The organism is Actinomycetospora sp. NBRC 106375 (assembly GCF_030269665.1).
Taxonomy (GTDB): domain Bacteria; phylum Actinomycetota; class Actinomycetes; order Mycobacteriales; family Pseudonocardiaceae; genus Actinomycetospora.
On the sequence record NZ_BSTS01000004.1, the window covers coordinates 141,359 to 163,645 of the forward strand.

At 74.6% G+C, this 22,287-nt stretch carries 24 protein-coding genes; 14 read left to right on the forward strand and 10 right to left on the reverse strand.

Annotation, left to right across the window (positions count from 1 at the left end; translation table 11 throughout):
- Positions 1-47: 47 nt before the first annotated feature.
- Both idi and QSK03_RS08540 read right to left on the reverse strand, forming a co-directional pair.
- Positions 48-647 carry an isopentenyl-diphosphate Delta-isomerase gene (idi, locus tag QSK03_RS08535; RefSeq protein WP_285650909.1) on the reverse strand — a complete coding sequence of 200 codons (600 nt, stop codon included), beginning with the start codon at positions 645-647 and terminating at the stop codon, positions 48-50.
- A gap of 301 nt (positions 648-948) precedes the next feature.
- Entirely contained in the window at positions 949-1,461 is a 513-nt protein-coding gene (locus tag QSK03_RS08540) for a DUF1707 SHOCT-like domain-containing protein (protein ID WP_285650436.1), read from the reverse strand.
- Between the two features lie 177 nt (positions 1,462-1,638).
- Between QSK03_RS08540 and QSK03_RS08545 the strand changes: the two genes are divergently transcribed.
- Positions 1,639-2,379 (forward strand): VIT1/CCC1 transporter family protein, encoded by a 741-nt coding sequence (locus QSK03_RS08545; RefSeq protein WP_285650438.1) that lies wholly within the window; start codon positions 1,639-1,641, stop codon positions 2,377-2,379.
- Here the strand turns inward: QSK03_RS08545 and QSK03_RS08550 are convergent.
- On the reverse strand, positions 2,340-3,347 hold the full coding sequence (locus QSK03_RS08550) for a helix-turn-helix transcriptional regulator (RefSeq protein WP_285650441.1): 1,008 nt from the start codon (positions 3,345-3,347) through the stop codon (positions 2,340-2,342). The genes QSK03_RS08545 and QSK03_RS08550 overlap by 40 nt on opposite strands.
- A 43-nt stretch (positions 3,348-3,390) precedes the next feature.
- Positions 3,391-4,143, reverse strand: a complete 753-nt coding sequence (locus tag QSK03_RS08555) for an HpcH/HpaI aldolase family protein (protein WP_285650444.1) — start codon at positions 4,141-4,143, stop codon at positions 3,391-3,393.
- Positions 4,144-4,274: 131 nt separating this feature from the next.
- Here QSK03_RS08555 and QSK03_RS08560 point away from each other — a divergent pair, with 131 nt between their 5' ends.
- Positions 4,275-4,502 (forward strand): hypothetical protein, encoded by a 228-nt coding sequence (locus tag QSK03_RS08560; protein ID WP_285650447.1) that lies wholly within the window; start codon positions 4,275-4,277, stop codon positions 4,500-4,502.
- Positions 4,503-4,656: 154 nt separating this feature from the next.
- On the opposite strand, the gene QSK03_RS08565 is transcribed toward QSK03_RS08560, so the two are convergent.
- A complete protein-coding gene (locus QSK03_RS08565; protein ID WP_285650449.1) occupies positions 4,657-5,265 on the reverse strand; it encodes a response regulator transcription factor in 609 nt (202 codons plus the stop codon).
- Positions 5,266-5,386: 121 nt separating this feature from the next.
- On the opposite strand from QSK03_RS08565, the gene aroQ reads away from it, so the two are divergent.
- Positions 5,387-5,848 (forward strand): type II 3-dehydroquinate dehydratase, encoded by a 462-nt coding sequence (aroQ, locus tag QSK03_RS08570; protein ID WP_285650451.1) that lies wholly within the window; start codon positions 5,387-5,389, stop codon positions 5,846-5,848.
- Between the two features lie 8 nt (positions 5,849-5,856).
- Here aroQ and QSK03_RS08575 read toward each other — a convergent pair whose 3' ends face one another.
- Both QSK03_RS08575 and QSK03_RS08580 read right to left on the reverse strand, forming a co-directional pair.
- Positions 5,857-6,801 (reverse strand): alpha/beta fold hydrolase, encoded by a 945-nt coding sequence (locus QSK03_RS08575; protein WP_285650454.1) that lies wholly within the window; start codon positions 6,799-6,801, stop codon positions 5,857-5,859.
- 17 nt (positions 6,802-6,818) lie between these two features.
- A complete protein-coding gene (locus tag QSK03_RS08580; RefSeq protein WP_285650455.1) occupies positions 6,819-8,186 on the reverse strand; it encodes an NAD(P)/FAD-dependent oxidoreductase in 1,368 nt (455 codons plus the stop codon).
- A gap of 185 nt (positions 8,187-8,371) precedes the next feature.
- On the opposite strand from QSK03_RS08580, the gene QSK03_RS08585 reads away from it, so the two are divergent.
- The 3 genes from QSK03_RS08585 to QSK03_RS08595 are packed head-to-tail and all read left to right on the forward strand — an operon-like array spanning position 8,372 to position 10,736.
- Positions 8,372-9,469: an SDR family oxidoreductase gene (locus QSK03_RS08585; RefSeq protein WP_285650458.1), complete on the forward strand. Its 1,098-nt coding sequence runs from the start codon at positions 8,372-8,374 to the stop codon at positions 9,467-9,469.
- A 40-nt stretch (positions 9,470-9,509) separates the two neighbouring features.
- A complete protein-coding gene (locus QSK03_RS08590) occupies positions 9,510-10,355 on the forward strand; it encodes a glutamate racemase (RefSeq protein WP_285650461.1) in 846 nt (281 codons plus the stop codon).
- A gap of 18 nt (positions 10,356-10,373) precedes the next feature.
- A complete protein-coding gene (locus tag QSK03_RS08595; RefSeq protein ID WP_285650464.1) occupies positions 10,374-10,736 on the forward strand; it encodes a PRC-barrel domain-containing protein in 363 nt (120 codons plus the stop codon).
- Positions 10,737-10,853: 117 nt separating this feature from the next.
- On the opposite strand, the gene QSK03_RS08600 is transcribed toward QSK03_RS08595, so the two are convergent.
- The gene (locus QSK03_RS08600; RefSeq protein WP_285650467.1) at positions 10,854-11,600 is read right to left on the reverse strand and encodes a lytic murein transglycosylase; all 747 of its coding nucleotides are present in this window, start codon (positions 11,598-11,600) and stop codon (positions 10,854-10,856) included.
- A 353-nt stretch (positions 11,601-11,953) separates the two neighbouring features.
- Between QSK03_RS08600 and QSK03_RS08605 the strand changes: the two genes are divergently transcribed.
- On the forward strand, positions 11,954-12,901 hold the full coding sequence (locus QSK03_RS08605) for an alpha/beta hydrolase (protein WP_285650475.1): 948 nt from the start codon (positions 11,954-11,956) through the stop codon (positions 12,899-12,901).
- 9 nt (positions 12,902-12,910) lie between these two features.
- Here the strand turns inward: QSK03_RS08605 and QSK03_RS08610 are convergent, their stop codons facing one another.
- Positions 12,911-13,645 carry a beta-ketoacyl-ACP reductase gene (locus QSK03_RS08610; protein ID WP_285650478.1) on the reverse strand — a complete coding sequence of 245 codons (735 nt, stop codon included), beginning with the start codon at positions 13,643-13,645 and terminating at the stop codon, positions 12,911-12,913.
- A gap of 241 nt (positions 13,646-13,886) precedes the next feature.
- Here QSK03_RS08610 and QSK03_RS08615 point away from each other — a divergent pair, with 241 nt between their 5' ends.
- From QSK03_RS08615 to QSK03_RS08635, 5 genes are all read left to right on the forward strand, one after another.
- A complete protein-coding gene (locus QSK03_RS08615; protein WP_285650480.1) occupies positions 13,887-15,128 on the forward strand; it encodes an alpha/beta fold hydrolase in 1,242 nt (413 codons plus the stop codon).
- A gap of 184 nt (positions 15,129-15,312) precedes the next feature.
- Entirely contained in the window at positions 15,313-16,491 is a 1,179-nt protein-coding gene (locus tag QSK03_RS08620) for an acetyl-CoA C-acetyltransferase (protein WP_285650483.1), read from the forward strand.
- Positions 16,492-16,812: 321 nt separating this feature from the next.
- Complete coding sequence (locus QSK03_RS08625) at positions 16,813-17,904, forward strand: S-(hydroxymethyl)mycothiol dehydrogenase (RefSeq protein WP_285650485.1); 1,092 nt, start codon at positions 16,813-16,815, stop codon at positions 17,902-17,904.
- Positions 17,901-18,545, forward strand: coding sequence for an MBL fold metallo-hydrolase (locus QSK03_RS08630; RefSeq protein WP_285650487.1), 645 nt, complete (start codon positions 17,901-17,903; stop codon positions 18,543-18,545). The genes QSK03_RS08625 and QSK03_RS08630 overlap by 4 nt, the downstream gene beginning before the upstream one ends.
- A 110-nt stretch (positions 18,546-18,655) precedes the next feature.
- Complete coding sequence (locus tag QSK03_RS08635) at positions 18,656-19,639, forward strand: gamma-glutamylcyclotransferase family protein (protein WP_285650489.1); 984 nt, start codon at positions 18,656-18,658, stop codon at positions 19,637-19,639.
- On the opposite strand, the gene QSK03_RS08640 is transcribed toward QSK03_RS08635, so the two are convergent.
- Positions 19,636-19,956: a hypothetical protein gene (locus tag QSK03_RS08640; protein WP_285650492.1), complete on the reverse strand. Its 321-nt coding sequence runs from the start codon at positions 19,954-19,956 to the stop codon at positions 19,636-19,638. The two genes, QSK03_RS08635 and QSK03_RS08640, sit on opposite strands and share 4 nt — an antisense overlap.
- Before the next feature lie 157 nt (positions 19,957-20,113).
- Here QSK03_RS08640 and QSK03_RS08645 point away from each other — a divergent pair, with 157 nt between their 5' ends.
- Positions 20,114-21,028 (forward strand): ABC transporter ATP-binding protein, encoded by a 915-nt coding sequence (locus QSK03_RS08645; protein WP_285650495.1) that lies wholly within the window; start codon positions 20,114-20,116, stop codon positions 21,026-21,028.
- Complete coding sequence (locus tag QSK03_RS08650; RefSeq protein ID WP_285650498.1) at positions 21,025-22,218, forward strand: ABC transporter permease; 1,194 nt, start codon at positions 21,025-21,027, stop codon at positions 22,216-22,218. Before QSK03_RS08645 ends, QSK03_RS08650 begins: the two co-directional genes overlap by 4 nt.
- Positions 22,219-22,287: the final 69 nt, after the last annotated feature.

A 22,287-nucleotide genomic window follows, 5' to 3' on the forward strand; every position in this document is an offset into this window, starting at 1 on the left:
CTCGGGTCGGTCCTCCTACCCGGTGGAACTCCCGCGGGCCGCCGGAATCATCGGTCGGCGGCCGACGCGTCGAGGAACGCGGCCGGCGGCAGGGCGCGGGGGTCGCCGGTCGCCCATCCGACCGGGTCGGGGCCGAGGCGGGCCAGCGCGCGCACCTGGTCGGCGCACCACGGCGAGATCCCCGGGTAGGTCCCGGCGAGGACGTCGTCCCGGAACGGTGCCCAGGCCACGGTGCGGACCTCGTCGACCTCGCCCGGATCCGGGTCCCGGGGCGGGCCCGCGCTGCGCGCGGTGAACACCGGGCACATCTCGTTCTCGAGGACGCCGCCCTGCTCGGCGCGGTAGCGGAACCCGGGCAGCACGAGGCGCAGCCCGTCGATGGCGATCCCGAGCTCCTGGCGGGCCCGGCGCCGGACCGCGGCGTCCATCGCCTCGCCCGGGGCGGGGTGGCCGCAGACGGTGTTGGTCCACACCCCCGGGAACGTCGCCTTGCTCCGGGCGCGGCGGGTGAGCAGCAGGTCCCCGCGCCCGTCGAAGACGTAGCAGGAGAACGCGAGGTGCAGCGGCGTGGCGTCGTGGTGCACGTCCGCCTTGGCCGCCGTCCCCGCGGCCGCGCCGGACTCGTCGAGCAGCACGACCCGTTCGATGATCCCCACGGGACCCCAGCTTCCCCGGACCGGACGGAAGCGGCATCTCGGAGCGGAGGAGGTCACCCCGCGGCGGAGGACGCCGAGAAGGACGCCGAGAAGGACGCCGAGGAGTCGCCGCAGGTCAGGCGCGCGAGGTCAGCACGGCACCGTCAGACGTGGTATGCAGGAGAGATCGGTGGGCCCGGGCTCGTCCCTCGAGCCCGGGCCCACCTCTCGCCGCTGCCGCTGGGCGCCACCACAACACCCGCGCAGCGATGAGGCAAGCCTAACCTCAGCTGGCGGCGGAGCGCCAGCCCCCTCACCACCGATCGTGCGGGCCCCGATGACCGCCCGGTCCGTGCCCGTGCCAGCGGCCGCGTCGAGCGTGGCCGAGCACGATGAAGAGCAGCGGGATGATCAGCAGGCCGGCACCCGAGCCGGTCGTGGCCGCGCCGATCGCGAGGGCCGGCATCACGAGCACGAGCACCATCACCAGCGCGAAGACCGGCAGGGCCGCCGCCGGGTGGGGCCGGTGCGGACCCGGGGGCACCGGGCGCGCGCGGACCGCCGCCTCCTCGACGGGCGCGGGCGGGCGCGGCAGCGGCGGGTGCGGCGCGGGCAGGTCGGTGAAGAGGGCCTCGAGATCCGACCGGCGGACCGCGACCGCGGCGCGCTCGGAGCGGTCGCCGAACTCGTCGACGTCGAGCCGGCCGGCGCCGAGATGGACGCCGAGGGCGTCCAGGGCGGCGGTCCGCTCGTCGTCGGAGACCCGCAGGTCCGGCTCCGGGCGCCCGCCCGCCGCGCCCGCGTCGTCACCGTGGTCGTGATCCACCGCGCCTCCTCCCGTCGCACGGACACCCCCACGCAGCGCCCGGCCGGTCACCCCATCGTGCGCCTCCCGGCGCGGAATCGCCGTGAATCCACGGGGCGACCTCCCGACGACCTCCCGACGACCAAGGGCAGGCTCAGCTTTCTGGAATGATTCCAGTCTTCGTGGGACGCTGGAGGCATGGCCGTGAACAGCTCCGACGCGGGCGCGACGGACGGACCCGCGCACCCCGAGCCCCACGGCGGCGAGCTCTCGCAGCGCCTGAACTGGCTGCGTGCCGGGGTGCTCGGCGCCAACGACGGCATCGTCTCGACCGCCGGGATCGTCGTCGGCGTGGCCGGGGCGACGGCCGAGCGCGCCCCGATCGCCACGGCCGGCGTCGCGGGGCTCGTCGCCGGCGCCGTGTCGATGGCCCTCGGCGAGTACGTGTCGGTGTCCAGCCAGCGCGATTCGGAGAAGGCCCAGCTCGCCAAGGAGAAGCGCGAGCTGCGGGAGACGCCGGGCGAGGAGCTCGAGGAGCTCGCCGAGCTCTACGAGGAGAAGGGCCTCCGCCGCGAGACCGCCCGCCAGGTGGCGGTCGAGCTGACCCAGCACGACGCGCTCGCCGCCCACGTCGACGCCGAGCTGCACCTCGACCCCGACGAGCTGACCAGCCCCTGGCGCGCCGCCGCGGCGTCGGCGGTGTCGTTCGTGTCCGGCGCCCTGCTCCCGCTCGTCGCCATCCTCGTGACCCCGACGTCGTGGCGGGTGCCCGTCACGGTCGCGGTCGTGCTCCTGGCGCTCGGGATCGCGGGCTGGATCAGCGCCCGTCTCGGCGGCGCGACCCCGCGCCGCGCGGTGCTGCGGGTGGTCGTCGGCGGCGCGCTGGGCCTGGCCGTCACCTACGGGATCGGCTGGCTCGTCGGCGGCGCGGTCGGCTGAGCCGCGTCCCCGACCGCCCGCGTGTAGCGGGCCGCGACGCGGCGGAACTCCTCGACCAGCGCGTCCGGGGACTCGACCGTGAACTCGGCGTCGAGGCCGGTGAGGATCAGCGCCGCGGACCGCGCGTCGTCGGCCGAGAGCCGCACCCGGCAGGCGTCCGGGCCCAGCTCCTCGACGCGCACCTGGTCGGTCCAGATCGTCGCGCGGACACGCTCGGCGGGGGCCTCGACGCGCACGACGCACGGGAACGGCCGGATGTCGGCGACCCGGTCGGCGACGAAGGTGGCCGGGTCGCCGCCCGGGACCTCCCGCGGCGCGAAGCGCGGGCCGGTGGGCAGCCCGTCCGGAGCGAGCCGCGGCGTCATCCGGTCCACGCGCAGCGTGCGCCAGTCCTCGCGGTCACGGTCCCAGGCCACGAGGTACCAGCGCCGGCCCCACGCCACGAGGTGGATCGGCTCGATCCGCCGGCGGGTCGGCGTGCCGTCGCGCGCGGTGTAGTCGATCTCGAGGACGCGGCGGTCCCGGCAGGCGCCGCCGACGGCGGCCAGCACCGACGGGTCGACCGACGGGGCGACGCGGGGCGCCACCATCGCGACCGGCATCGCCGTGATCCGGTGACGCAGGCGCGCCGGGAGGATGCGCTCGAGCTTGACGAGCGCGGCCAGCGCCGTCTCGCCGGTGCCCGCCACCCCGGAGCCGGCCGCCGTCCGCAGCGTCACCGCCACGGCGACCGCCTCGTCGTCGTCGAGCAGCAGCGGCGGCAGCGCCGCCCCGGACCCGAGCCGGTAGCCGCCGCCGGGGCCGAAGTCGACCTCGACCGGGTAGTCGAGCCCGCGCAGCTTGTCGACGTCGCGGCGCACGGTGCGGGTGGTGACGCCCATGCGCTCCGCGAGCTCGGGACCCGTCCACTCCGGACGCGCCTGCAGGAGCGAGAGGAGCCGCAGCAGGCGGGCGGAGGTCTCGAGCACCCCGTCAGTGTGCCGCCGATGGCGGACCGGACCGGTCCGCGACTCAGCCCCAGGCGCGGCCGGCGGCGTCGAGCGTCGACAGGACCGCGGGGACGTCGGACCAGACGGTGACGAGCGCGAAGCCGTCGGCGGCCCGGGCGGCGGCGTACTCGGCGTGGGTCGCGTGGACGGCCGCCCGCTTCCCGGCCCCGGAGCACGCCGCGAGCACCCGGCGGAAGGCGTCGTGGATCGCGGGCTCCTCGCGGTCCTGGGCCGGACCGAGACCGAGGGCGACGCCGAGGTCGCCGGGGCCGACGAACAGGCCGTCGAGCCCCGGCGCGGCGGCGATCTCGTCGGCCCGCGCCAGCGCGTCCGACGTCTCGATCATCGCGAAGGCCAGCACCTCGTCCGCCGAGCCGATCGGGTCGTCGCCCGGGCGCAGCGCCGTGCGGAGCGGGCCGAAGGAGCGGCGCCCCCGCGGGGGGTAGCGGCAGGCGGCCACGAGCTCGGTCGCGGTGGCCGCGTCGGACACCATCGGGGCGATCACGCCGCGGACGCCGAGGTCCAGGACGAAGCCGATGATCGACTCGTCGACGGCGGGCAGCCGCACGAGCGGGGCGAGACCGTGCGCGGCGATCGCCCGCACCGCGTCGGCGCTGCGGGCGCGGTCGAACAGGCCGTGCTGGAGATCGAGGGTCAGCGCGTCGAGCACGTCGTGGCCCGCGGCGTAGGCCGCGATCACCTCGACGAGATGGGGATCGGGCACGGTCAGCCAGCCGTTGCGCGCGGCACGCCCCGCGGCCCAGGCCCTGCGCACGCTGTCGGTCCCTGCCGCTGTCACCGGATCCGTCACGGTGGCACCGTCGCACGAGACCTCGATCACCTTCCGGTCGGCTGCTCCGTTCGAGGGAGCCGCGGCGGTGATCCGTCCCCGTACGATCAGCGGTGATGTCCGCGCCGCCCCGCACGAAGTCCTCGCCACGCTTCACGTTCGACCGCGACACCGCGTACCGGATCACGGTGCGCGGCGACGCCGGCGAGCGCCAGGAGCTCCTGCTCGACGCCTACCAGGGGTGGCTCCAGGGCCCCGACGGCATCCGCCACCGCTTCGGCGCGCACCGGCGGGCGCGCACCGAGCTGCGCGACGACACCATCCGGACCGTCGTCGGACCCTGAGCTCCTCCGGCCGGCGGCGGTCACTGGCTGGTATCCCTCGCTGAGCGAGCGATACCAGCCAGTAGCCGTCGTCGGCGCCCGCGAGGACATCCTGCCGCCTCCGACCCGGCGGGACGTCCGGCGAGAGCCGGGTTTCGCCTGACGAGCGGGGCGCTCAGGAGACGAGACCGCAGCGGAAGCCCTGGGCCACCGCCTGGGCGCGGTCGGCCGCCGAGAGCTTGCGGAACAGCCGGCGGGCGTGGGTCTTCACCGTGTCCTCGGACAGGTAGAGCTCGCGCCCGATCTGGCCGTTGCTCTTGCCCTGGCTCATGCCGCGCAGGACCTGCATCTCGCGCTCGGTGAGGTTGATGCCCGCCCCCGGCGACGCGGTGCGCTGCATCGGCATCGAGCCGGCCTCGGCGCCGACGGCCGAGTGGGCGAGCGCGGCCACGAGCTCGGGGCGCGAGGCGTCCCAGCGCAGGTAGCCGCGGGCCCCGCCGGCGATCGCGGCGGCGATGCTGCCGGCGTCGTCCGGGGCGCCGAAGACCATGACGTTGGCCTGCGGGTGCGCGGCCATGAGGCGACGGGTCGCCTCGGCGCCCGAGGCGACCGCGCGCTGGGTGCCGACGAACACGACGTCCGCGGTCTGGCGGGCGTAGCGGGTGAGCAGCTCGTCGGCCGTCGACACGCAGTCGATGCGCTGGACGCCGGGCACCGCGGACATGACGCGCGTCAGTCCCTCGCGGACACTGCGCCGGTCGTCGCAGATCAGAACAGTCCTCATACAGACTCCGTCCGGGTGGGGAGACCTCCCACCGTGTCCACGGTGGGCGTTGATCCCCTCATCGGCCGTCCCACCCGTCCGCTTGACCCCCGAATGACACCCACGTCGTTAGGAACCCCCGATGGAGTGGCGCGCGAACCCCCGCCGCGTACTGGTCGTCAACGGCCCGAACCTGGATCTCCTCGGCCGCCGCGAGCCCGAGGTCTACGGCACCGACACCCTCGACGACCTGGTCGAGCGGTGCCGGCGCACGGCCGGTGAGCTGGGGCTCGAGGTCGACGCGCGGCAGAGCAACCACGAGGGCGTGCTCATCGACGTCGTCCACGAGGCGATGACCGGCCATGGCGGAGTGATCATCAATCCGGGCGGCTACACCCACACGTCCGTGGCCCTCCGCGACGCTCTGGCCGCGCTGCCGGTGCCCGTGGTCGAGGTGCACCTGTCGAACGTCCATGCACGGGAGGCGTTCCGCGCCCACTCGTACGTGTCGCCGGTGGCCACGGCCGTGATCGCCGGGGCCGGGGTGACGGGCTACGACCTCGCGCTGCGTTTCCTGGCCGAGCGGGTGCTGCGCCGGGCCTGAGGTGTCCCTCAGAGGTGGGCGCGGCGGGCCAGGACCTCCAGCTCGCCCGCCAGCGCGTCGGGGAACTGCAGCGGCAGGAAGTGCGAGCCGGGCAGGCGGACCAGCCGCGCGTCGGGGAGCGCGGCGGCCAGGGCGGCCATGTCCGCGGGCGGGGCGAGGGTGTCGAAGTCGCCGGACACGACCGTCGTGGGCGCGGTGATCGCGGCGAGCGCGGCGTCGCCGGGAGCGGCGTGGTCCGCGGCGGCGAGCACCATCCGGGAGAACCACGTCCAGTCGTGCCGAGCGAACTGCCGCGCCACCTCGGCGAGCGTGACGAACGGGGCCGAGGTGCCGGTCGGGTCGAGCTGCGCGGGGTCCATCCCCGCGCGGTCGAGGGCGTCCCGGCTCGCGTCCATGCTGCGCGGCAGCAGGTCGATCAGCCCGGACACCGGCGGCCCGACGACCCGCAGCAGCCAGCCCCCGACCTTGGCCGCCCCGCGGTGCACGCCCTCGGGCACGCCGGGGGCGGGCACCGGGAGGCGGGGCAGCACGCGGAAGGCGCCCGTCGCGGCACCCCCCAGCAGCAGGAGGCCCGCGACGCGCTCCGGGGCGCGCCGGGCCGCCTCGATCGCGACCGCCACGCCCACCGACCAGCCGACGACGATCGCCCGCGACATCCCCGCCGCGTCCATGACCGTGAGCAGGTCGTCGACGTGGTCGTCGACGCGGATGTGCGCCTCGTCCTCGGGGCGCGCGGACCCGCCGAGACCGCGGTGGTGCCAGGTCGTCGCGTGGTAGCCGCAGTGCGCCCCGTGCAGGAACGGCCACGCCGCCGGACTCGCGCCGAGGCCGTTCGACACGACGACGGGCACGCCGGCGGCGCCGTTGTCCCAGCGCCGCAGGCGCGTGCCGTCGCGGGCGGTCACGTCCTCGACGTGGCCGTCCCCGTCGCCGGTGCCGCCGTCGGCCGTCACGGTGCCTCCGATGCCGCTCAGGACGCCGAGACGGACCGCTGCTTCATCTCGTCCGCGGAGAGGTAGTCGCGGGTCTCCTCGAACGAGGACGTCTCGCTCTTGCGGCCGGCCAGGAACCCGATGCGGATGAAGTCGTCCCCGCCGAAGAGGTGGAGGATCCAGTTGAAGACCACCCGCGCCCGCGTCCGGGTCAGCGGCAGGGCGTAGAGGTGGTACGCCCGGGTCACGGCCTGGGCCACCATCCCCGTGAGGCGCAGCTTCAGCGGGTGCGCGACGGCCTGGGTGCCGCCGAGGTCGACGACGAGGCCGAGGTCGTGGTGCTTGTACTCGCGCAGGGTCTCGCCGCGCACCGACGCGACGACGTTGTCGGCGGCGACGACGGCCTGGCGGACGGCGTGCTGCGCGGTCGGCGGGCAGATCGACGACCCGGGCGGGCTCGCGGTCAGGTCGGGGATCGCGGCCGAGTCGCCGAGGACGAAGACGTCGTCGTAGCCGTCGAGGCGCAGGTCGGTGCCGGTCTTCACCCGGCCGCGGACCAGCTCGACCCCGAGCATCTTGACCAGCGGGCTCGCGGTGACGCCGGCGGTCCAGACGAGCGTGCGCGTCGGGATGACGCTGCCGTCGGTGAGGGTGACGCTCTCGTCGGTCACCCGCTCGACGCCGGTCTCGAGGCGCACCCCGATCCCGCGGCGGCGCAGCAGGTCGAGCGCCTCCTCGCCGAGACGCTGCCCCAGCTCGGGCATGAGCCGCGGGGCGATGTCGACCAGCGTCCACTTCACCAGCGTCGGGTCGAGGCGCGGGAAGCGCTTCATCGCGCTGTCGGTGAGCAGTTCGAGGCACGCCGCGGTCTCGGTGCCGGCGTAGCCGCCGCCGATGACCACGAAGCTGCAGCGGGCCGCGCGCTCCTCGGGGTCGGTGGAGGCGTTGGCCAGCTCGAGCTGGGACAGGACGTGGTCGCGCAGGTAGGCGGCCTCGCCGAGGTTCTTCATGCCCAGGCCGTGCTCCTCGAGCCCGGGGATGTCGAACTGGCGGGTGACGCTGCCCGCGGCGATGACGAGCCGGTCGTAGGGCAGGTCGACGACGTCCTCGCTGATCTTGCGGACGACGGCGACCTTGCGCTGCAGGTCGAGCCCCACGACCTGGCCGGGCAGCCGCTGGGCCGTCCTGATCGCCCGTGGCAGCGGCACCGTGACCGACTGGGCCGTGATCACCCCGGCCGCGACCTGCGGCAGCAGGGGCAGGTAGAGCATGTAGTCGTGGGGGTTGACCACCACGATCTCCACCTCGCCGCGCGACAGCTCGCCCTTGAGCTCACGTTCGAGGCGCTGGACGCACTTCAAGCCGGCGAACCCGGCGCCGACCACCACGATGCGCTGCGCACTCATGCCCGATGTCCTCCTGTGTTCGGTTCCGCGGAGTCTTCCCCGGGGCCCGCCGGAGCGACACCTCCCCGCGCCGAGGAGTCGGGACCCATGACCGCCCTCACAGGTGGTCCGGGCGCGAACCACCGAGCACGAGCAGGTCGCCCGTGGTCTCCTCCCCCCACCCGACGGGACCTTGAGGAGGCCGCATGCCGCGGACCGTGCTGTTCACCGGCTTCCCCGGATTCCTCGGCACCGCCCTGCTGCCGCGCACGCTGCGCCGCTCCCCCGACGCGACCGCGGTCGCGCTGGTCCAGGAACGCTGGCTCGACCAGGCGCGGCGGACCCTGGCGCGGCTGGAGGAGGCCGAGCCGGCGATCGCGGGGCGGACCCGGCTCGTCGTCGGGGACATCACCCGGCCGGGTCTCGGGCTGGACCCCGGCGAGGCCGACACGCTGCGCCGCGGGCCGCTGGAGATCTTCCACCTCGCCGCGGTCTACGACCTCTCGGTGCCGCCGGAGCTCGCCTGGTCGGTGAACGTCGACGGCACCCGCCACGTCCTCGACCTCGCCCGCACCGCCGGCGAGCTGGTGCGCCTGCAGTACGTGAGCACCTGCTACGTCTCCGGGCGCTACGACGGCATCTTCGCCGAGGACGACCTGGAGCTGGGCCAGCGGTTCTCCAACCCCTACGAGCACACCAAGCACGAGGCCGAGCGCCTCGTCGCCAAGGCGCGCGAGGCCGGGATGCCCGTCACGATCTACCGGCCGTCGGTCGTGGTCGGCGACAGCCGCACCGGCGAGACCCAGAAGTACGACGGGCCGTACTACGCGCTGCAGCTCATCGCCCGCCAGGGACGCACCGCCGTGATGCCGCTGCCCGCCGACCCGTCGCGCGTGCAGTTCAACCTGGTGCCGAGCGACTTCGTCGTCGACGCCATCGCCGCGCTGGCCCCGCACCCCGGCGCGGAGGGCCGCACGGTCGCCCTCGCCGCCCCGGCGCCCCCGACGGTGCTCGAGATGTGCGAGGCGTTCGCCGCGCACACCGGCAAGAAGCTGCGCGTGGTGCCGGTGCCGACCACCCTGTCGCGGTTCTCGATCGACCACCTGCCCGGCGTCGGGCGGGTCTTCAAACTGCCGTCGTCGACGCTGGACTACCTGACCCACCCGACCGTCTACGAGGTCACCGCGACCACGGCGCTGCTCGACGAGGTCGGCGTGCGCTGCCCGCCGTTCGCCGAGCACGTGGGCGCGATGGTCGCCTTCCACCGCGAGCACCCCGACGTCGGCAGCGCGGCGATGGTGTGAGATCGCCCGGGTCCTAGACTCGGCGGTGATGGTCCGGCGAGTGGCACTCCTCGACTCGGGATGCGGCCTGCTGCCCACGGCGGGCTGGCTGCGCCACCTGCGACCGGATCTCGCCCTCGACCTCTACCTCGACCCCGCGGGCATGCCCTGGGGCTCGAAGGCCTCGTCGTGGATCGTCGAGCGGGTGGTCGGCACCGGGCGGCTCGCCGTCGCCCGCGGCGCCGACGCGATCGTCGTGCCCTGCAACACGGCGTCGGTCACCGCGGTCGTCCCGCTGCGCGCCGCCGTGGAGCCCGAGCGCCCGGTGATCGCCACCGTCCCCGCGGTCAAGCCCGCCGGGGCCACCGGGCGGCCCTTCGCCGTGTGGGCCACCGAGCGCACCACCGTCAGCGACTACCAGCGCGACCTGCTCGCGCAGTTCGCCGCGCCCGGCCAGGCGGAGCCCGTCGCGTGCCCCGGCCTCGCCACGGCCGTCGAGCACGCCGACCCGGACGCCGTGCGGGACGCGATCGCGCTCGCGGCCGCGCGCACCCCGGCGCGCTGCCGCTCGGTGGTGCTCGGCTGCACGCACTACCCCCTGGTGGTCGAGGACATCCTCGCCGCGCTGCCGCCGGGCACCGGGCTGCACGACAGCTCGCGGGCCGTCGCCGGCCAGGCCCTGCGCCGGCTCGGGGTGCCCGAGGACCCGTCCGCCGCGCCCGCCGAGGTCCGCGTGCACCTCGGCGGGGACGAGGGCCCGCTGCCGGCCTCGGCCCTCGCCTACCCGATCGGACGCGCGCTGGCCAGGGCCGGGCGGATCGACCGCCACGAGCTGCCGGTCACCGACGAGTCGGCCCACCACACCCGCCCGGACACGGCGGAGCAGCCGGCGCTGCGCGGGGTCTGAGGCCCTAGGGTCCACCGCGTGATCCCCGCCGAGAACATCCGCGACTGGCGCGGCCGTCCCGTCGTCGACCCGGACGAGGCGAAGATCGGGACGCTCGAGGCCGTCTACTACGACACCCTCGGCGACGAGCCGGTCTTCGCGACGGTCAAGGTGTCCGGGCTGCTGGGGCGCAACACCCACCTGGTGTTCGTGCCGCTCGCCGGGGCGGTCGTCACGCCCGACCACCTCAAGGTCGCGGTCGCCCGCGACCTGGCGCGCGAGGCGCCCTCGATCGCGCCCGACGGCGAGCTCGCCGCCCACGACGAGCCGGCGGTGTTCTCCCACTACGGGATCGAGTACCGCACGGGGTCGCGCGGCGAGCGGCGGCTGGCGCGGCGCTGAGCCCCGGGGAACCCTGATCGCGATCCCGGTGACGAACGCCGTCATTTCTGACATGCATCGTCACCAGGACGGCGATCGCCGGCTCCCGGACGCCCGGCGGCCCCGTCGCGGGCGGGGTCAGGGGGCCGCCGTCGCCGCGCCCACCGCCTCGCGGCGCACGCGGTCGACGTAGGCGTTCGACCGGTTGTAGGCGAGCACCGCGGTGCGCCAGTCGTCGCCGCGGCGCAGGTCCCGGTCGTCGGCGCAGAGGTAGCGGGCCGCGGCGAGGGCGGCGTCGTCGAGGTCGTCGGGGTCGCTGACCCCGTCGCCGTCGCCGTCGGCCCCGTACTCCGCCCACGTGCCGGGGATGAACTGCAGGGGCCCCACCGCCCGGTCGTAGGTGGTGTCGCCGTCGAGGCGCCCGCCGTCGGTGTCGCGGATCTCGCGGTTGCCGCCCGTCCCGTCGAGCTCCGGCCCACGGATCGGCTCGACCGGCCGGCCCGCATCGTCCAGCGCGGTCCCGCCGAAGCGGCCGTGGTTCGACTCCACCCGGCCCAGGCCCGCGAGCGTCGCCCACGACAGCCCGCAGTCGGGCAGCTCCTCGCGGGCCCCGGCCTCGGCGCCCGCGTAGGCGACGAGCGCCCGCGCGGGCACGCCGGTCGGCCCGGCCGCCGCGTCGGCCCACGCCGCCCGGGCCGCGGGATCGGGCGACACCGGGGCCGTGAGCGGCTGGGCGAACTGCGGCGCGGCGTCCGGACCGCGGCGGACGGCCACGGCGACGCCCGCGATCCCGGCGCCGAGCACCAGCACCAGCACCACGGCGGCGGCGAGCAGGTTCTCGAGCTGCCGGGCGTCCCGGGTCTCCTCGCGCTCCGGCGTGCTCACCCACCCGACGCTACGGACCGCCGCCTCGCCCCCGGTGGACCTCGTCCGGTCGTCACACTCCGGACGGCGATCGCCGGATCACCTTCCGGCCCGCGGAGCAACCGCCCGTCGGGGCGACCGGGAGTGTCGTCGCTGCGACACGCGCATCACCCGCTCGTCCCCGTGCGCGGGTCGCCGGTCACCGACTGGCCCGGATCGATGGGCCGTTCGAGGACGCGTCCGGGGCCGACGGTCGGGCAATCTGTCCTCCTCCCGCCGAGGCAGCCCGGGGGGCGCGGCGTCGAACCAGCGGCGTCCGCGGCACCCGCCTATCGGACACCACCGGCGGGTCCGGGTCGCGGGGAGGGGGCGCCATGGACATCGACGTCCGGCTGCGCATGTTCACGTGGTTCGCCGACTACTCCGGGGCCGTCGCGGTCAGCCGCATGGGCCCCGAGGAGATCACCCGCGCACGGTCGCGGCGCCTCAGCCACAACGTCGTCACCTCGCGGGTCTTCGGGCCGATGCCGCGCGGCGTGTTCGTCACCGATCGCGTGGCGAGCACCGACGCGGGAGCCGTCCCGGTGCGGCTCTACCGCCCGCACACCGCCCGCGCGCTGCCCGTCGTCGTCAACTTCCACGGCGGCGGGGGCACGTTGGGCAACCTCGACCAGTCCGACTGGCTCTGCGCGCACGTCGCGTCCCGTGTCGGTGCGCTCGTGGTGTCGGTCGACTACCGCCTCGCGCCCGAGCACTCCTTTCCCGCCGGCCGCGACGACGGCTACGCCGCCGTGACCTGGGCGGCGCGGGAGGCCGCCGCGCTCGGCGCCCGCCCCGACCGGCTCGCGGTGATGGGCGACAGCGCCGGGGGCAACCTCGCCGCCGTCGTATGCCTGCTCGCGCGCGAGGCGGGACCGGTGATCGACGCGCAGGTCCTGCTCTACCCCGCGCTCGACCTGACCTTCGAGCGGCCCTCGGTCGACCGGTTCGCCGCGGGCCCGGTGCTCACCCGCACCGACATGGAGGTCTTCCGCTCGCACTACCTCGGGCCCGCCGGCGACCCGACCGACCCGCTGGTCTCGCCGCTGCTCGCCCCGGACGTCACGGACCTGCCGCCCGCGCTCGTCGTCACCGCCGCGGTCGACCCGCTGCACGACGACGGCGCGGACTACGCCCGGCGCCTGGACGAGGCCGGTGTGCCCGTGCGGCACACCGACCACGCCCGGGCCGTGCACGGTTTCCTGACCTTCCCCGGCGTGTGCCGGGCGTCGGCCACGGCGCTCGACGACGTGTGCGCCGAGCTCGTCGCCCGCTTGGCCTGACGCCCGGAGCTAGGCGTCCATGTGCAGGCCGCCGTTGACCGAGTACACCTGCCCCGTGATGTAACCGGACTCGGGATCGGCCAGGAACTCGACCGCGCGGGCGATCTCGTCGGGCTGGCCGAGGCGCCGCATCGGGATCCCGGACACGATCTTCTCCAGTGCCTTCTCGGGCACCGCCGCGACCATGTCGGTCTCGACGTAGCCCGGGGCCACGCAGTTGACCGTGACGCCCTTGCGTGCGCCCTCCTGCGCCATCGACATCGTCATGCCGAACAGGCCGGACTTGGTCGCCGCGTAGTTGACCTGGCCGGCGTTGCCCTTCTCGCCGATCACCGAACTGATGTTCACGATGCGGCCCATGCCGCGCTCGGCCATGTGCAGGTAGGCGAGCTGGGACATGTAGAACGTGCCCGAGAGGTTGACCTGGACCACGCGGTCCCAGTCGTCGACCTCCATCTTGGCCACCATCTTGTCCGCGGTGATGCCCGCGTTGTTGACCAGCACGTCGACCCGGCCGTGCGCGGAGATCACCTCGTCGAACACGCGCTCGCAGTCGCCGCGCTGGCCGATGTTGCCCTGGTGGATCGTGATCTGGTCGGGGTAGCGCGACTGCAGCTCCTCCGCGGACGTGGGGTCCGACGAGTAGCCGACGCCCACCTTCATGCCCCGCTTGGCCATCCGCTCGCTGATCGCCCGACCGATGCCCCGGGCGCCGCCGGTCACCAGGGCCACCTGTCCGGTCATGTCTCCCATGCGTGCTCCCTCGCTCGTCGTCCGCGTGGTTCCCAGTACCCACGACGTGGCCCGGGCCACACGACACGATTCCCCAACGATGTCCGGACACGGACCGACCGGACGGGGCAACCCGTCCCCTACCCGTGGGTAGGACGCGTTGCGAAACATCCCAAGCGCCCCGTACGGTCCACGCAGCACCCAGAGCCGGGTGCTGACGAGCGCCCGGTCGCCGGGCGCGAGGAGGTGCGCCATGACGGCTGCCGTCGACTCTTCCGTGGCTGACGAGCACGTGGCTGACGAGCAGGCACTCCCGACCGAGGCCCCCGTCCCGGACCCCGCCGCCTACCTGCGCGGCTACCACGTCACCGCCTACCTGCGGGGCGCGACCGAGATGACCAAGGGCGCCGGCTACGTCCTGGGCCGTGCGCTCAAGCAGACGGCGACGCCCGGGCGCAACACCAGCGACGCGCGCCGGTGGTGGCGGCACGTCCTCACCCGGCGCCGTCCGCAGTGGCACAACGAGCACGAGATCGTCTTCGAGACGCCGATCGCCCGGCTGCGGGACTTCTCGCAGGGCTCCACCGACGACGTGGTGCCTGCCCTGGTGCTCCCGCCGCAGGCCGGGCACGACTCGTGCATCGTCGACTTCCAGCCGCGCCAGTCGCAGATGATGATGATCCGCGACGCCGGCCTGACCCGGGCGTTCACCCTCGACTGGGTCGGCGCCACCCGCGAGACCTCCGGCTCCACGATCTCCGACTACATCGCGGTGGTCGACCGCGCCGTCGAACACTGCGGAGGGCACGTCAACCTGATCGGCGACTGCCAGGGCGGCTGGCTCGCCACGATCTACGCGGCGATCCACCCCGACAAGGTCAACACCCTGACCCTGGCCGGGGCGCCGATCGACTTCCACGCCGGCGAGACCCCCATCGGCGCCTCGTCGCGCGTGATGACGCAGCGCTTCGGGCAGCTTCCCTACCGCGCCATGGTGGCGGCCGGCGGCGGCAACATGCCGGGCTCCTTCGTCCTCGGCGGCTTCATCGCGATCCGGCCCGACGCCGAGATCGCCAAGCACGTCGACCTGCTGCGCAACCTCGACGACGCGGACGCCATCGCGCGCTACGAGGCGTTCGAGGACTGGTTCAAGCACACCCAGGACGTGCCCGGCGCCTTCTACCTGTGGCTCGTCGAGCACCTCTTCGCCGGCAACGAGCTGATCTCGGGCGAGCTCGAGGTCGACGGCAGGCGGGTGGACATGGGCGCGATCTCCTGCCCGCTGTTCCTGCTGGGCGGGGCGACCGACCACATCACCCCGCCGGTGCAGGTGTTCGCGGCCGCGGACCACGTCTCGACGCCGGCGGACCAGGTCACGCGGCGCACCGCTCCCGGCGGCCACCTGGGTCTGTTCATGGGCAACCAGGCGCTGCGCCACGAGTGGCCGCCGCTGATGGAGGCCGTCGCCGGGCACTCGCGCCCGACCCCGTCCTGAGCTGCTTGACCGATCGAGCGGGGTGGTGACGGGGCGCGCGCGACCCTGGGTATCCCACCGGCCCCGCGGGTACCTTCGCCACACCCGGCGGACCGCACGACGGCCGCCCCGTCGGCGGTCACCACCGTGGTGACCACGCCTCAGAGCCCCTGTGACCGCCCATCCCTCGACCAGGAGGACCACCATGCCCGGCTCCGTCATCGTCTCCGGCAAGCGCACCCCGATCGGCAAGCTCTCCGGGGCCTTCGCGGGCCTGTCCGCGGGGGAGCTCGGCACGGTGGCGATCAAGGGCGCCCTCGAGGCCGCCGGCATCTCCGGCGAGCAGGTCGAGTACGTGATCATGGGTCAGGTCATCCAGGCCGGCGCCGGCCAGAACCCCGCCCGCAAGTCGAGCACCGACGCCGGCATCCCGATGTCGACGCCGTCGTTCACCCTCAACAAGGTGTGCCTGTCGGGTCTCGACGCCATCGCTCTGGCCGACCAGATGATCCAGGCCGGCGAGTACGACGTGGTCGTGGCCGGCGGGATGGAGTCGATGACCCAGGGCCCGTACCTGCTCCCGAAGGCCCGCGGGGGCTACAAGTACGGCGGCGGGACGATCCTCGACGCCACCGAGTCGGACGGCCTCACCGACGCCTACGACCACGAGTCGATGGGCGCCTCCACGGAGCGCTTCTCGAAGTCGATCGGCCTCAAGCGCGAGGACATGGACGCCTTTGCCGCGTCCTCGCACCAGCGCGCGGCCGACGCCGCCAAGAACGGCCGCTTCGACGCCGAGATCGTCGGCGTGCCCGTGCCGCAGCGCAAGGGCGACCCGGTCGTCGTCACCGAGGACGAGGGCGTCCGCGGCGACACGACGGCCGAGGGCCTGGGCAAGCTGCGGCCGGCGTTCGACTCCGACGGCGCCATCACCGCGGGCACCTCCTCCCAGATCTCCGACGGTGCCGCGGCGACCGTGGTCATGTCGGAGAAGAAGGCCAAGGAGCTCGGCCTCGGGATCCTCGCCCGCATCGGGCACCACGGCTGGGTCGCCGGCCCGGACAACTCGCTGCTCTCCCAGCCGTCCAACGCCATCCAGAAGGCGCTCAAGCGCGAGGACCTCGACGCCAAGCAGCTCGAGATGCTCGAGCTCAACGAGGCGTTCGCCGCCGTCGCACTGCAGTCGACCACCGAGCTCGGTGTCGACCCGGAGCGTGTGAACCCCGACGGCGGCGCGATCGCCCTCGGCCACCCGGTCGGCGCCTCCGGTGCGCGCATCGCGATCCACATCGCGCACGAGCTGCAGCGCCGTGGCGGCGGCATCGGCGCCGCCGGCCTCTGCGGTGGCGGCGGCCAGGGCTCCGCGCTGGTCCTGCACGTCTGAGCGGTCCCACCGGGGTGTCATCGGTGGGGCACCGCTGACACTGGACGTCAGTAACGCCACCCCGATCATGACGTGCGCGGCGGCCACCTCACGGTGGCCGCCGCGTCGTCGTGCCCGCCGCCGGGAACCGTGGCGCCGGCCGCTGCGTCGAACCCTCGTGCGGGGCCGCGATCGGCGGGAGGAGCCGGGCGCGGCTCCGCCCCGGCATCCCCCCGACAGGGGAGGCGCGCTCGGTCGTGACCATGCTCGGGTACGCATGCCAAGGTGGTCGTCCGGGCACAGGTGACCGGGAGCACATCCTCAGAACACGGAGGCACACACATGCCGCAGGAGGTCCGGGGCGTCGTGTCCCGGGAGAAGGGCAAGCCGGTGACGGTCGAGACGATCGTCGTCCCCGATCCCGGTCCGGGCGAGGCCGTGGTGAAGGTCCAGGCGTGCGGGGTGTGCCACACCGACCTGCACTACCGCGAGGGCAACATCAACGACGAGTACCCCTTCCTGCTCGGCCACGAGGCCGCGGGGGTGGTCGAGTCGCTCGGCGAGGGCGACGTGCAGGGTCTCGAGGTCGGGGACTTCGTCATCCTCAACTGGCGGGCGGTGTGCGGGGTCTGTCGTGCCTGCCGCAAGGGGCACCACCACCTCTGCTTCGACACGCACAACGCCGCGCAGCCGATGACGCTCAAGGAGACCGGCGAGGCCCTCTCGCCGGCGCTGGGCATCGGGGCGTTCATCGAGAAGACGCTGGTGCACTCGGGCCAGTGCACCAAGGTCAACCCCGACGTCGACCCGGCGGAGGCCGGCCTCATCGGCTGCGGGGTCATGGCGGGCACCGGCGCGGCGATCAACACCGGGCAGGTCCAGCGCGGCGAGACCGTGGCGGTCATCGGCTGCGGCGGCGTCGGCGACGCCGCGATCGCGGGGGCGGCGCTGGCCGGCGCCACCACGATCATCGCGGTCGACACCGAGGACCGGAAGCTCGAGTGGGCCAAGGGCTTCGGCGCCACCCACACGATCAACGCCAAGAACACCGACCCGGTGCAGGGCATCCGCGACCTCACCGGCGGCTTCGGCGCCGACGTGGTCGTCGACGCGGTCGGCATCCCGGCGACCTGGAAGCAGGCGTTCGAGGCCCGCGACCTCGCCGGGCGTCTGGTGCTCGTCGGCGTGCCCTCGCCGGACATGAAGCTCGAGGCCGACTTCCAGCCGTTCTTCTCCCACGGCGGGTCGCTGCGCGCGTCCTGGTACGGCGACTGCCTGCCCAGCCGCGACTTCCCGATGCTGGTCGACCTCGCCCTGCAGGGCCGGTTCCCGCTCGGCAAGTTCGTCACCGAGCGGATCAACCTCGACGACGTGGAGCAGTCCTTCGAGAAGATGCACCACGGTGACGTGCTGCGTTCGGTGGTGATCCTGTGAGCGCCGAGCGCGTCGGCGAGGGCGTCGAGCACATCACGACGTCGGGCAAGTTCGAGATCGACGGCAACTCCTTCGACGTCGACAACAACGTCTGGATCATCGGGGACTCCTCGGAGGTCGTCCTCCTGGACGCCCCGCACGACCCGGAGGCGATCAAGTCCGCCGTCGGCGACCGCAACGTCGTGGCGATCCTGTGCACCCACTCGCACAACGACCACGTCAACGCCGCACCGGCGATCGCGGCGGCGTTCGACGCGCCGATCCTGCTCAACCCGGACGACCGGGTGATCTGGAACATGACCTACCCGGACCGCGAGCCGGACGGCGAGATCACCGACGGCGAGACGTTCACGATCGCCGGGATCGACCTGCGGGCGATCCACACACCGGGGCACTCCCCCGGGTCCACGGTGTTCTACGCGCCCGACATCGGCACGCTGTTCTCGGGCGACACGCTGTTCAACGGCGGGCCCGGGGCGACCGGACCGTCGTACTCCGACTTCGACGTGCTCATCGAGCAGCTGGCGGACAAGGTGTTCTCGCTGCCCGGCGACACCATCGTGCGCACCGGGCACGGCGACACCACGAAGGTCGGCGACGAGGCCGCCCGTCTCGAGGAGTACCGCGAGCGGGGCTACTGAGCCCGAGGGAGACGACGCGCAGCGGGAGCTCGACCATCGAGTCGGGCCCGCATCCGGACGACGAGTACCCGGCCGACCCCTACCCCGGGGTCGCGCCGGGTTTCTCGTATGTGCACCTGGACGCGGCCGCCCACCGGCTCGAGCCCGCGTCGGCGGCGTCCGCCGGGTGGACGGTCGGGGGGCGGGACCTCGACGGGTGGCTCGCCGCGCGCGACGCGGCCCCGATGACCTCCCGGGTGCCGGTGCTGGCGTTCGGTTCCAACCGGTGCCCGTCGAAGCTCACGTGGCTGCGCGAGCACCTCGGCCTGCGCGGGCCCGTGGTCGTGCTGTGGGCCCGGGTCGAGGGGCTCGCCGCGGTCTGGGCCGCCGGGCTGCGGGCACGGGACGGCGCCCGGCCGGCGACGCTGGCCGTGGCGCCCGGCGCCGTCGAGACCCATGCGGTGTGGATGGCGACCCCCGACCAGGTGCGCGTGCTGGACCGGTGCGAGGGGCGCGGGGAGCGCTACGACCTGGTGCGCCTGCGGACCGGGCGTGTGACCACCGAGGACGGGGCGCGTCTCGACGGCGTCTGGACCTACTGGGCGGGGGATCCCGTGCGGGCGCCGCTGCTCGTGGACGGCCTGCCGGTGCCGGTGACCGCCGTCGGCCAGGAGGCCGCCCGTGACCTCGTCGGCGAGGCGGCGCCGCCGGCGCCGGACGCGGTCACCGTCGTGCACGGCGACCCCGATCCCGCGTCGTGGCCCGCGCGCGTCTTCGTCTACGGGACGCTGCTGCCCGGGCGGCGGGCCTGGTCGCTGATGGCGCCTCACGTGACCGGGGAACCGGTCACGGCGTGGATGCCGGGGCGGGTGCACGACACCGGGCGCGGCTACCCGGCCCTGGTCCCCGGCGGTCCCGGCCGGGCGCGGGGGGCGGTGCTCACGCTCGCCGACCCGCCGGCCGCGCTGCCCGTGCTCGACCGCTATGAGGGTCCCGACTACCGGCGTCGGCGGGCGGTCGTCCACGGCGAGCACGACGCCGCCGTCGCGTGGGTCTGGGCGTGGGAGGGCCCGGTGCACGGCGCGCCGCTGACCACCGCGTGGCCCGCCGACTAGCGGCGCACGCGGACCGAGACGAATCCGGGCGCACCCGGAGCCACCGGAGCCGCCGGCGCGGGCCGCGGGGTCGGTGCGGTCTCCCGGACTGGCGGCGCGGCGACCGTCGCGGCGCGCGACTCCTCGGCCCGGCGCCGGACGCGCCCGCCGCGGACGAGCATCGCGACGCCGGTGAGCAGCGCCAGGCCGGCGAGGACCAGGGCGCCCACGGCGACGGGGGTGGGCACGCCGTGGAGGCGCGGGATGCCCGGCACCGCGAGGGGAGCGCAGCCCAGGAAGAGCAGCAGCGTCACCCCGCACACCGTCAGCGTCCGCACGCGCGTCCTCCCGATCACCGTGGATCTCCACTCTGTCCCGTCCGTCGCATCGACCGCCAGCGCTCGTTACGACGTCCGGGATCACGATGTGGTCCCGTTCCGGTGGACGATCATCGTCGCGTCCGACATCCTGGCGCCGGCTCGGACAGGGGGACTCATGCTCGAGATCGACGGGATCTCCAAGCGCTTCGGCTCCACGGTGGCCCTCGACGGGATGACCTTCACGGTCCGTCCGGGCGAGCTCTACGGCTTCGTCGGCGCGAACGGCGCCGGCAAGACGACGACGATGCGCATCGCGCTGGGCGTCCTCGCCGCCGACGCCGGCGAGGTCCGGCTCGAGGGCCGCGCGCTCGACGCCGCGTCCCGGCGGCGGATCGGCTACATGCCCGAGGAGCGCGGGCTCTACCCGCGCATGGCGGTCGGCACCCAGCTGCGCTACCTCGCCGAGCTGCGCGGGCGCTCGGCCGCCGACGCCCGCGAGGCCGCCGACCGCTGGACCGAGCGCCTCGGCATCGCCGATCGTCGCGGCGACGAGGTGCAGCGCCTCAGCCTGGGCAACCAGCAGCGGGTCCAGCTCGCGGCCGCGCTGGTCGCCGAACCGGAGGTCCTGGTGCTCGACGAGCCGTTCTCGGGTCTCGACCCGATGGCCGTCGACGTCATGGGCGAGGTGCTGCGCGAGCGATGCGACGCCGGCGCCCCCGTCGTGTTCTCCAGCCATCAGCTCGAGCTGGTCGAGCGCCTCTGCGACCGGGTCGGCATCGTGCGCGCCGGGCGCCTCGTCGCGGAGGGGACCGTCGACGACCTGCGGTCGGCGTCCGCCACCGAGCTCGTCGTCGCCGCCCCGCACGCCCCGGAGGGCTGGGCGGAGGTACTGCCCGGCGTCGCGGCGACCCGGTCGGCCGAGAGCGGGCTGGTGCTGACGCTCGCCGACGGGTCCGAGGAGACGATCACGGCCGTGCTGGACGCGGCCCGGCGCACCGGGCCGGTCCACGAGTTCCGGCGCCGGCGTCCGGCCCTCGCCGAGATCTACCGGGACACCGTGGCCGACCGGTCCGCGGGCGTGGCGGCGTGATCGGCTCCCTGCGGCCCGTCGGCCTCATCGCGCGCCGCGAATTCGTCGCGCGCGTCCGGGGCCGCGCCTTCCTGCTCAGCACCGTCGCCGTCCTGGTCCTGCTCGGTGTCTACGCCGCCGTGGTCGCCACGATCGCGTCGAGCGAGGACACCGCGCGGGTCGGCGTGGTCGGGCCGGCGACGGCGCTCACGGGGCCGATCCAGCGTGCGGCCCCGACCGAGGGCCTCATGGTGGCGGTGGTGATGCAGCCCGACGTCGCCGCCGGGGAGGCCGCGGTCCGCGCGGGCGATCTCGACGCCCTGGTCAGCGGCGAGCCGACCCGCCCGCGGGTGTACGTGGAGTCCGAGCCCGAGGCGGACCTGGAACGGACGCTGGTCGACGCCACGTCGTCGCTGGCCCGGGACGCGTACCTGACCGGGCAGGGCGTGGACCCGGGGGCGCTCGACGCAGCGGTCGGCGAGTCGGGTCCGGTCGTCATCGCCGCCGAGCCACCGGACCCGCAGGCCGGGGTGCGCCTGGGTCTCGGCCTCGGCGGGGCGTTCCTGCTCTTCTTCTCCATCCAGACCTACGGCGCGATGGTCGCCCAGGGCGTGGTCGAGGAGAAGGCCAGCCGGGTCGTCGAGATCGTCCTGTCGTCGGTGCGACCGTGGCAGCTCCTGCTCGGGAAGGTGCTCGGGCTCGGCGGGGTGGGGCTGCTGCAGCTCGTCGTGCTCGGCGGGGCGGGGCTCGCCGTCGCCGCCGTCGCGGGCGTGCTGACCGCCGGGGCGGGCCTCGTGTCGACGATCGTCTCCGTCGTCGTCTGGTACCTGCTGGGCTTCGCGCTCTACGCGACGGTGTTCGCGGCGGCGGGCTCGCTGGTCTCCCGCCAGGAGGACACGCAGAGCGTGCTGTCGCCGATCACGGTCACGGTGCTGCTCGGCTTCGTCGTCGGGTTCAACCTGCTGACCTCCGACCCGCGCGGCACGGCGATCACCGTCATCTCCCTGCTGCCGCCGTTCAGCCCGCTGTTCATGCCCGCCCGCGTCGCCCTGGGTGTCGCACCGGTGGGCCAGGTGGTGCTGGCCTTCGCCCTCACGCTCGCCTTCACCGCCGTCGTCCTGGCCCTCGGCGGGAAGATCTACGCGAACTCGGTGCTGCGGACCGGGGCGCGGGTGAGCCTGCGCGAGGCGCTGGGGCGCGCGCGGACCTGAGCGGGCCACCCGGAGATCCTCGGACCCGTCAGGGGTCGCCAGCGCCCCAACGTGGTGCAAAGATCACGC

Bases quoted from the DNA above. Each gene is read 5' to 3' on its own strand.
- QSK03_RS08645 (WP_285650495.1), top strand. From the start codon at position 20,114: ATGCTCGAGATCGACGGGATCTCCAAGCGCTTCGGCTCCACGGTGGCC.
- QSK03_RS08585 (WP_285650458.1), top strand. From the start codon at position 8,372: ATGCCGCGGACCGTGCTGTTCACCGGCTTCCCCGGATTCCTCGGCACC.
- aroQ (WP_285650451.1), top strand. From the start codon at position 5,387: ATGGAGTGGCGCGCGAACCCCCGCCGCGTACTGGTCGTCAACGGCCCG.
- QSK03_RS08625 (WP_285650485.1), top strand. From the start codon at position 16,813: ATGCCGCAGGAGGTCCGGGGCGTCGTGTCCCGGGAGAAGGGCAAGCCG.
- QSK03_RS08565 (WP_285650449.1), bottom strand. From the start codon at position 5,265: ATGAGGACTGTTCTGATCTGCGACGACCGGCGCAGTGTCCGCGAGGGA.
- QSK03_RS08620 (WP_285650483.1), top strand. From the start codon at position 15,313: ATGCCCGGCTCCGTCATCGTCTCCGGCAAGCGCACCCCGATCGGCAAG.
- QSK03_RS08610 (WP_285650478.1), bottom strand. From the start codon at position 13,645: ATGACCGGACAGGTGGCCCTGGTGACCGGCGGCGCCCGGGGCATCGGT.
- QSK03_RS08560 (WP_285650447.1), top strand. From the start codon at position 4,275: ATGTCCGCGCCGCCCCGCACGAAGTCCTCGCCACGCTTCACGTTCGAC.
- QSK03_RS08545 (WP_285650438.1), top strand. From the start codon at position 1,639: ATGGCCGTGAACAGCTCCGACGCGGGCGCGACGGACGGACCCGCGCAC.
- QSK03_RS08615 (WP_285650480.1), top strand. From the start codon at position 13,887: ATGACGGCTGCCGTCGACTCTTCCGTGGCTGACGAGCACGTGGCTGAC.
- QSK03_RS08580 (WP_285650455.1), bottom strand. From the start codon at position 8,186: ATGAGTGCGCAGCGCATCGTGGTGGTCGGCGCCGGGTTCGCCGGCTTG.
- QSK03_RS08605 (WP_285650475.1), top strand. From the start codon at position 11,954: ATGGACATCGACGTCCGGCTGCGCATGTTCACGTGGTTCGCCGACTAC.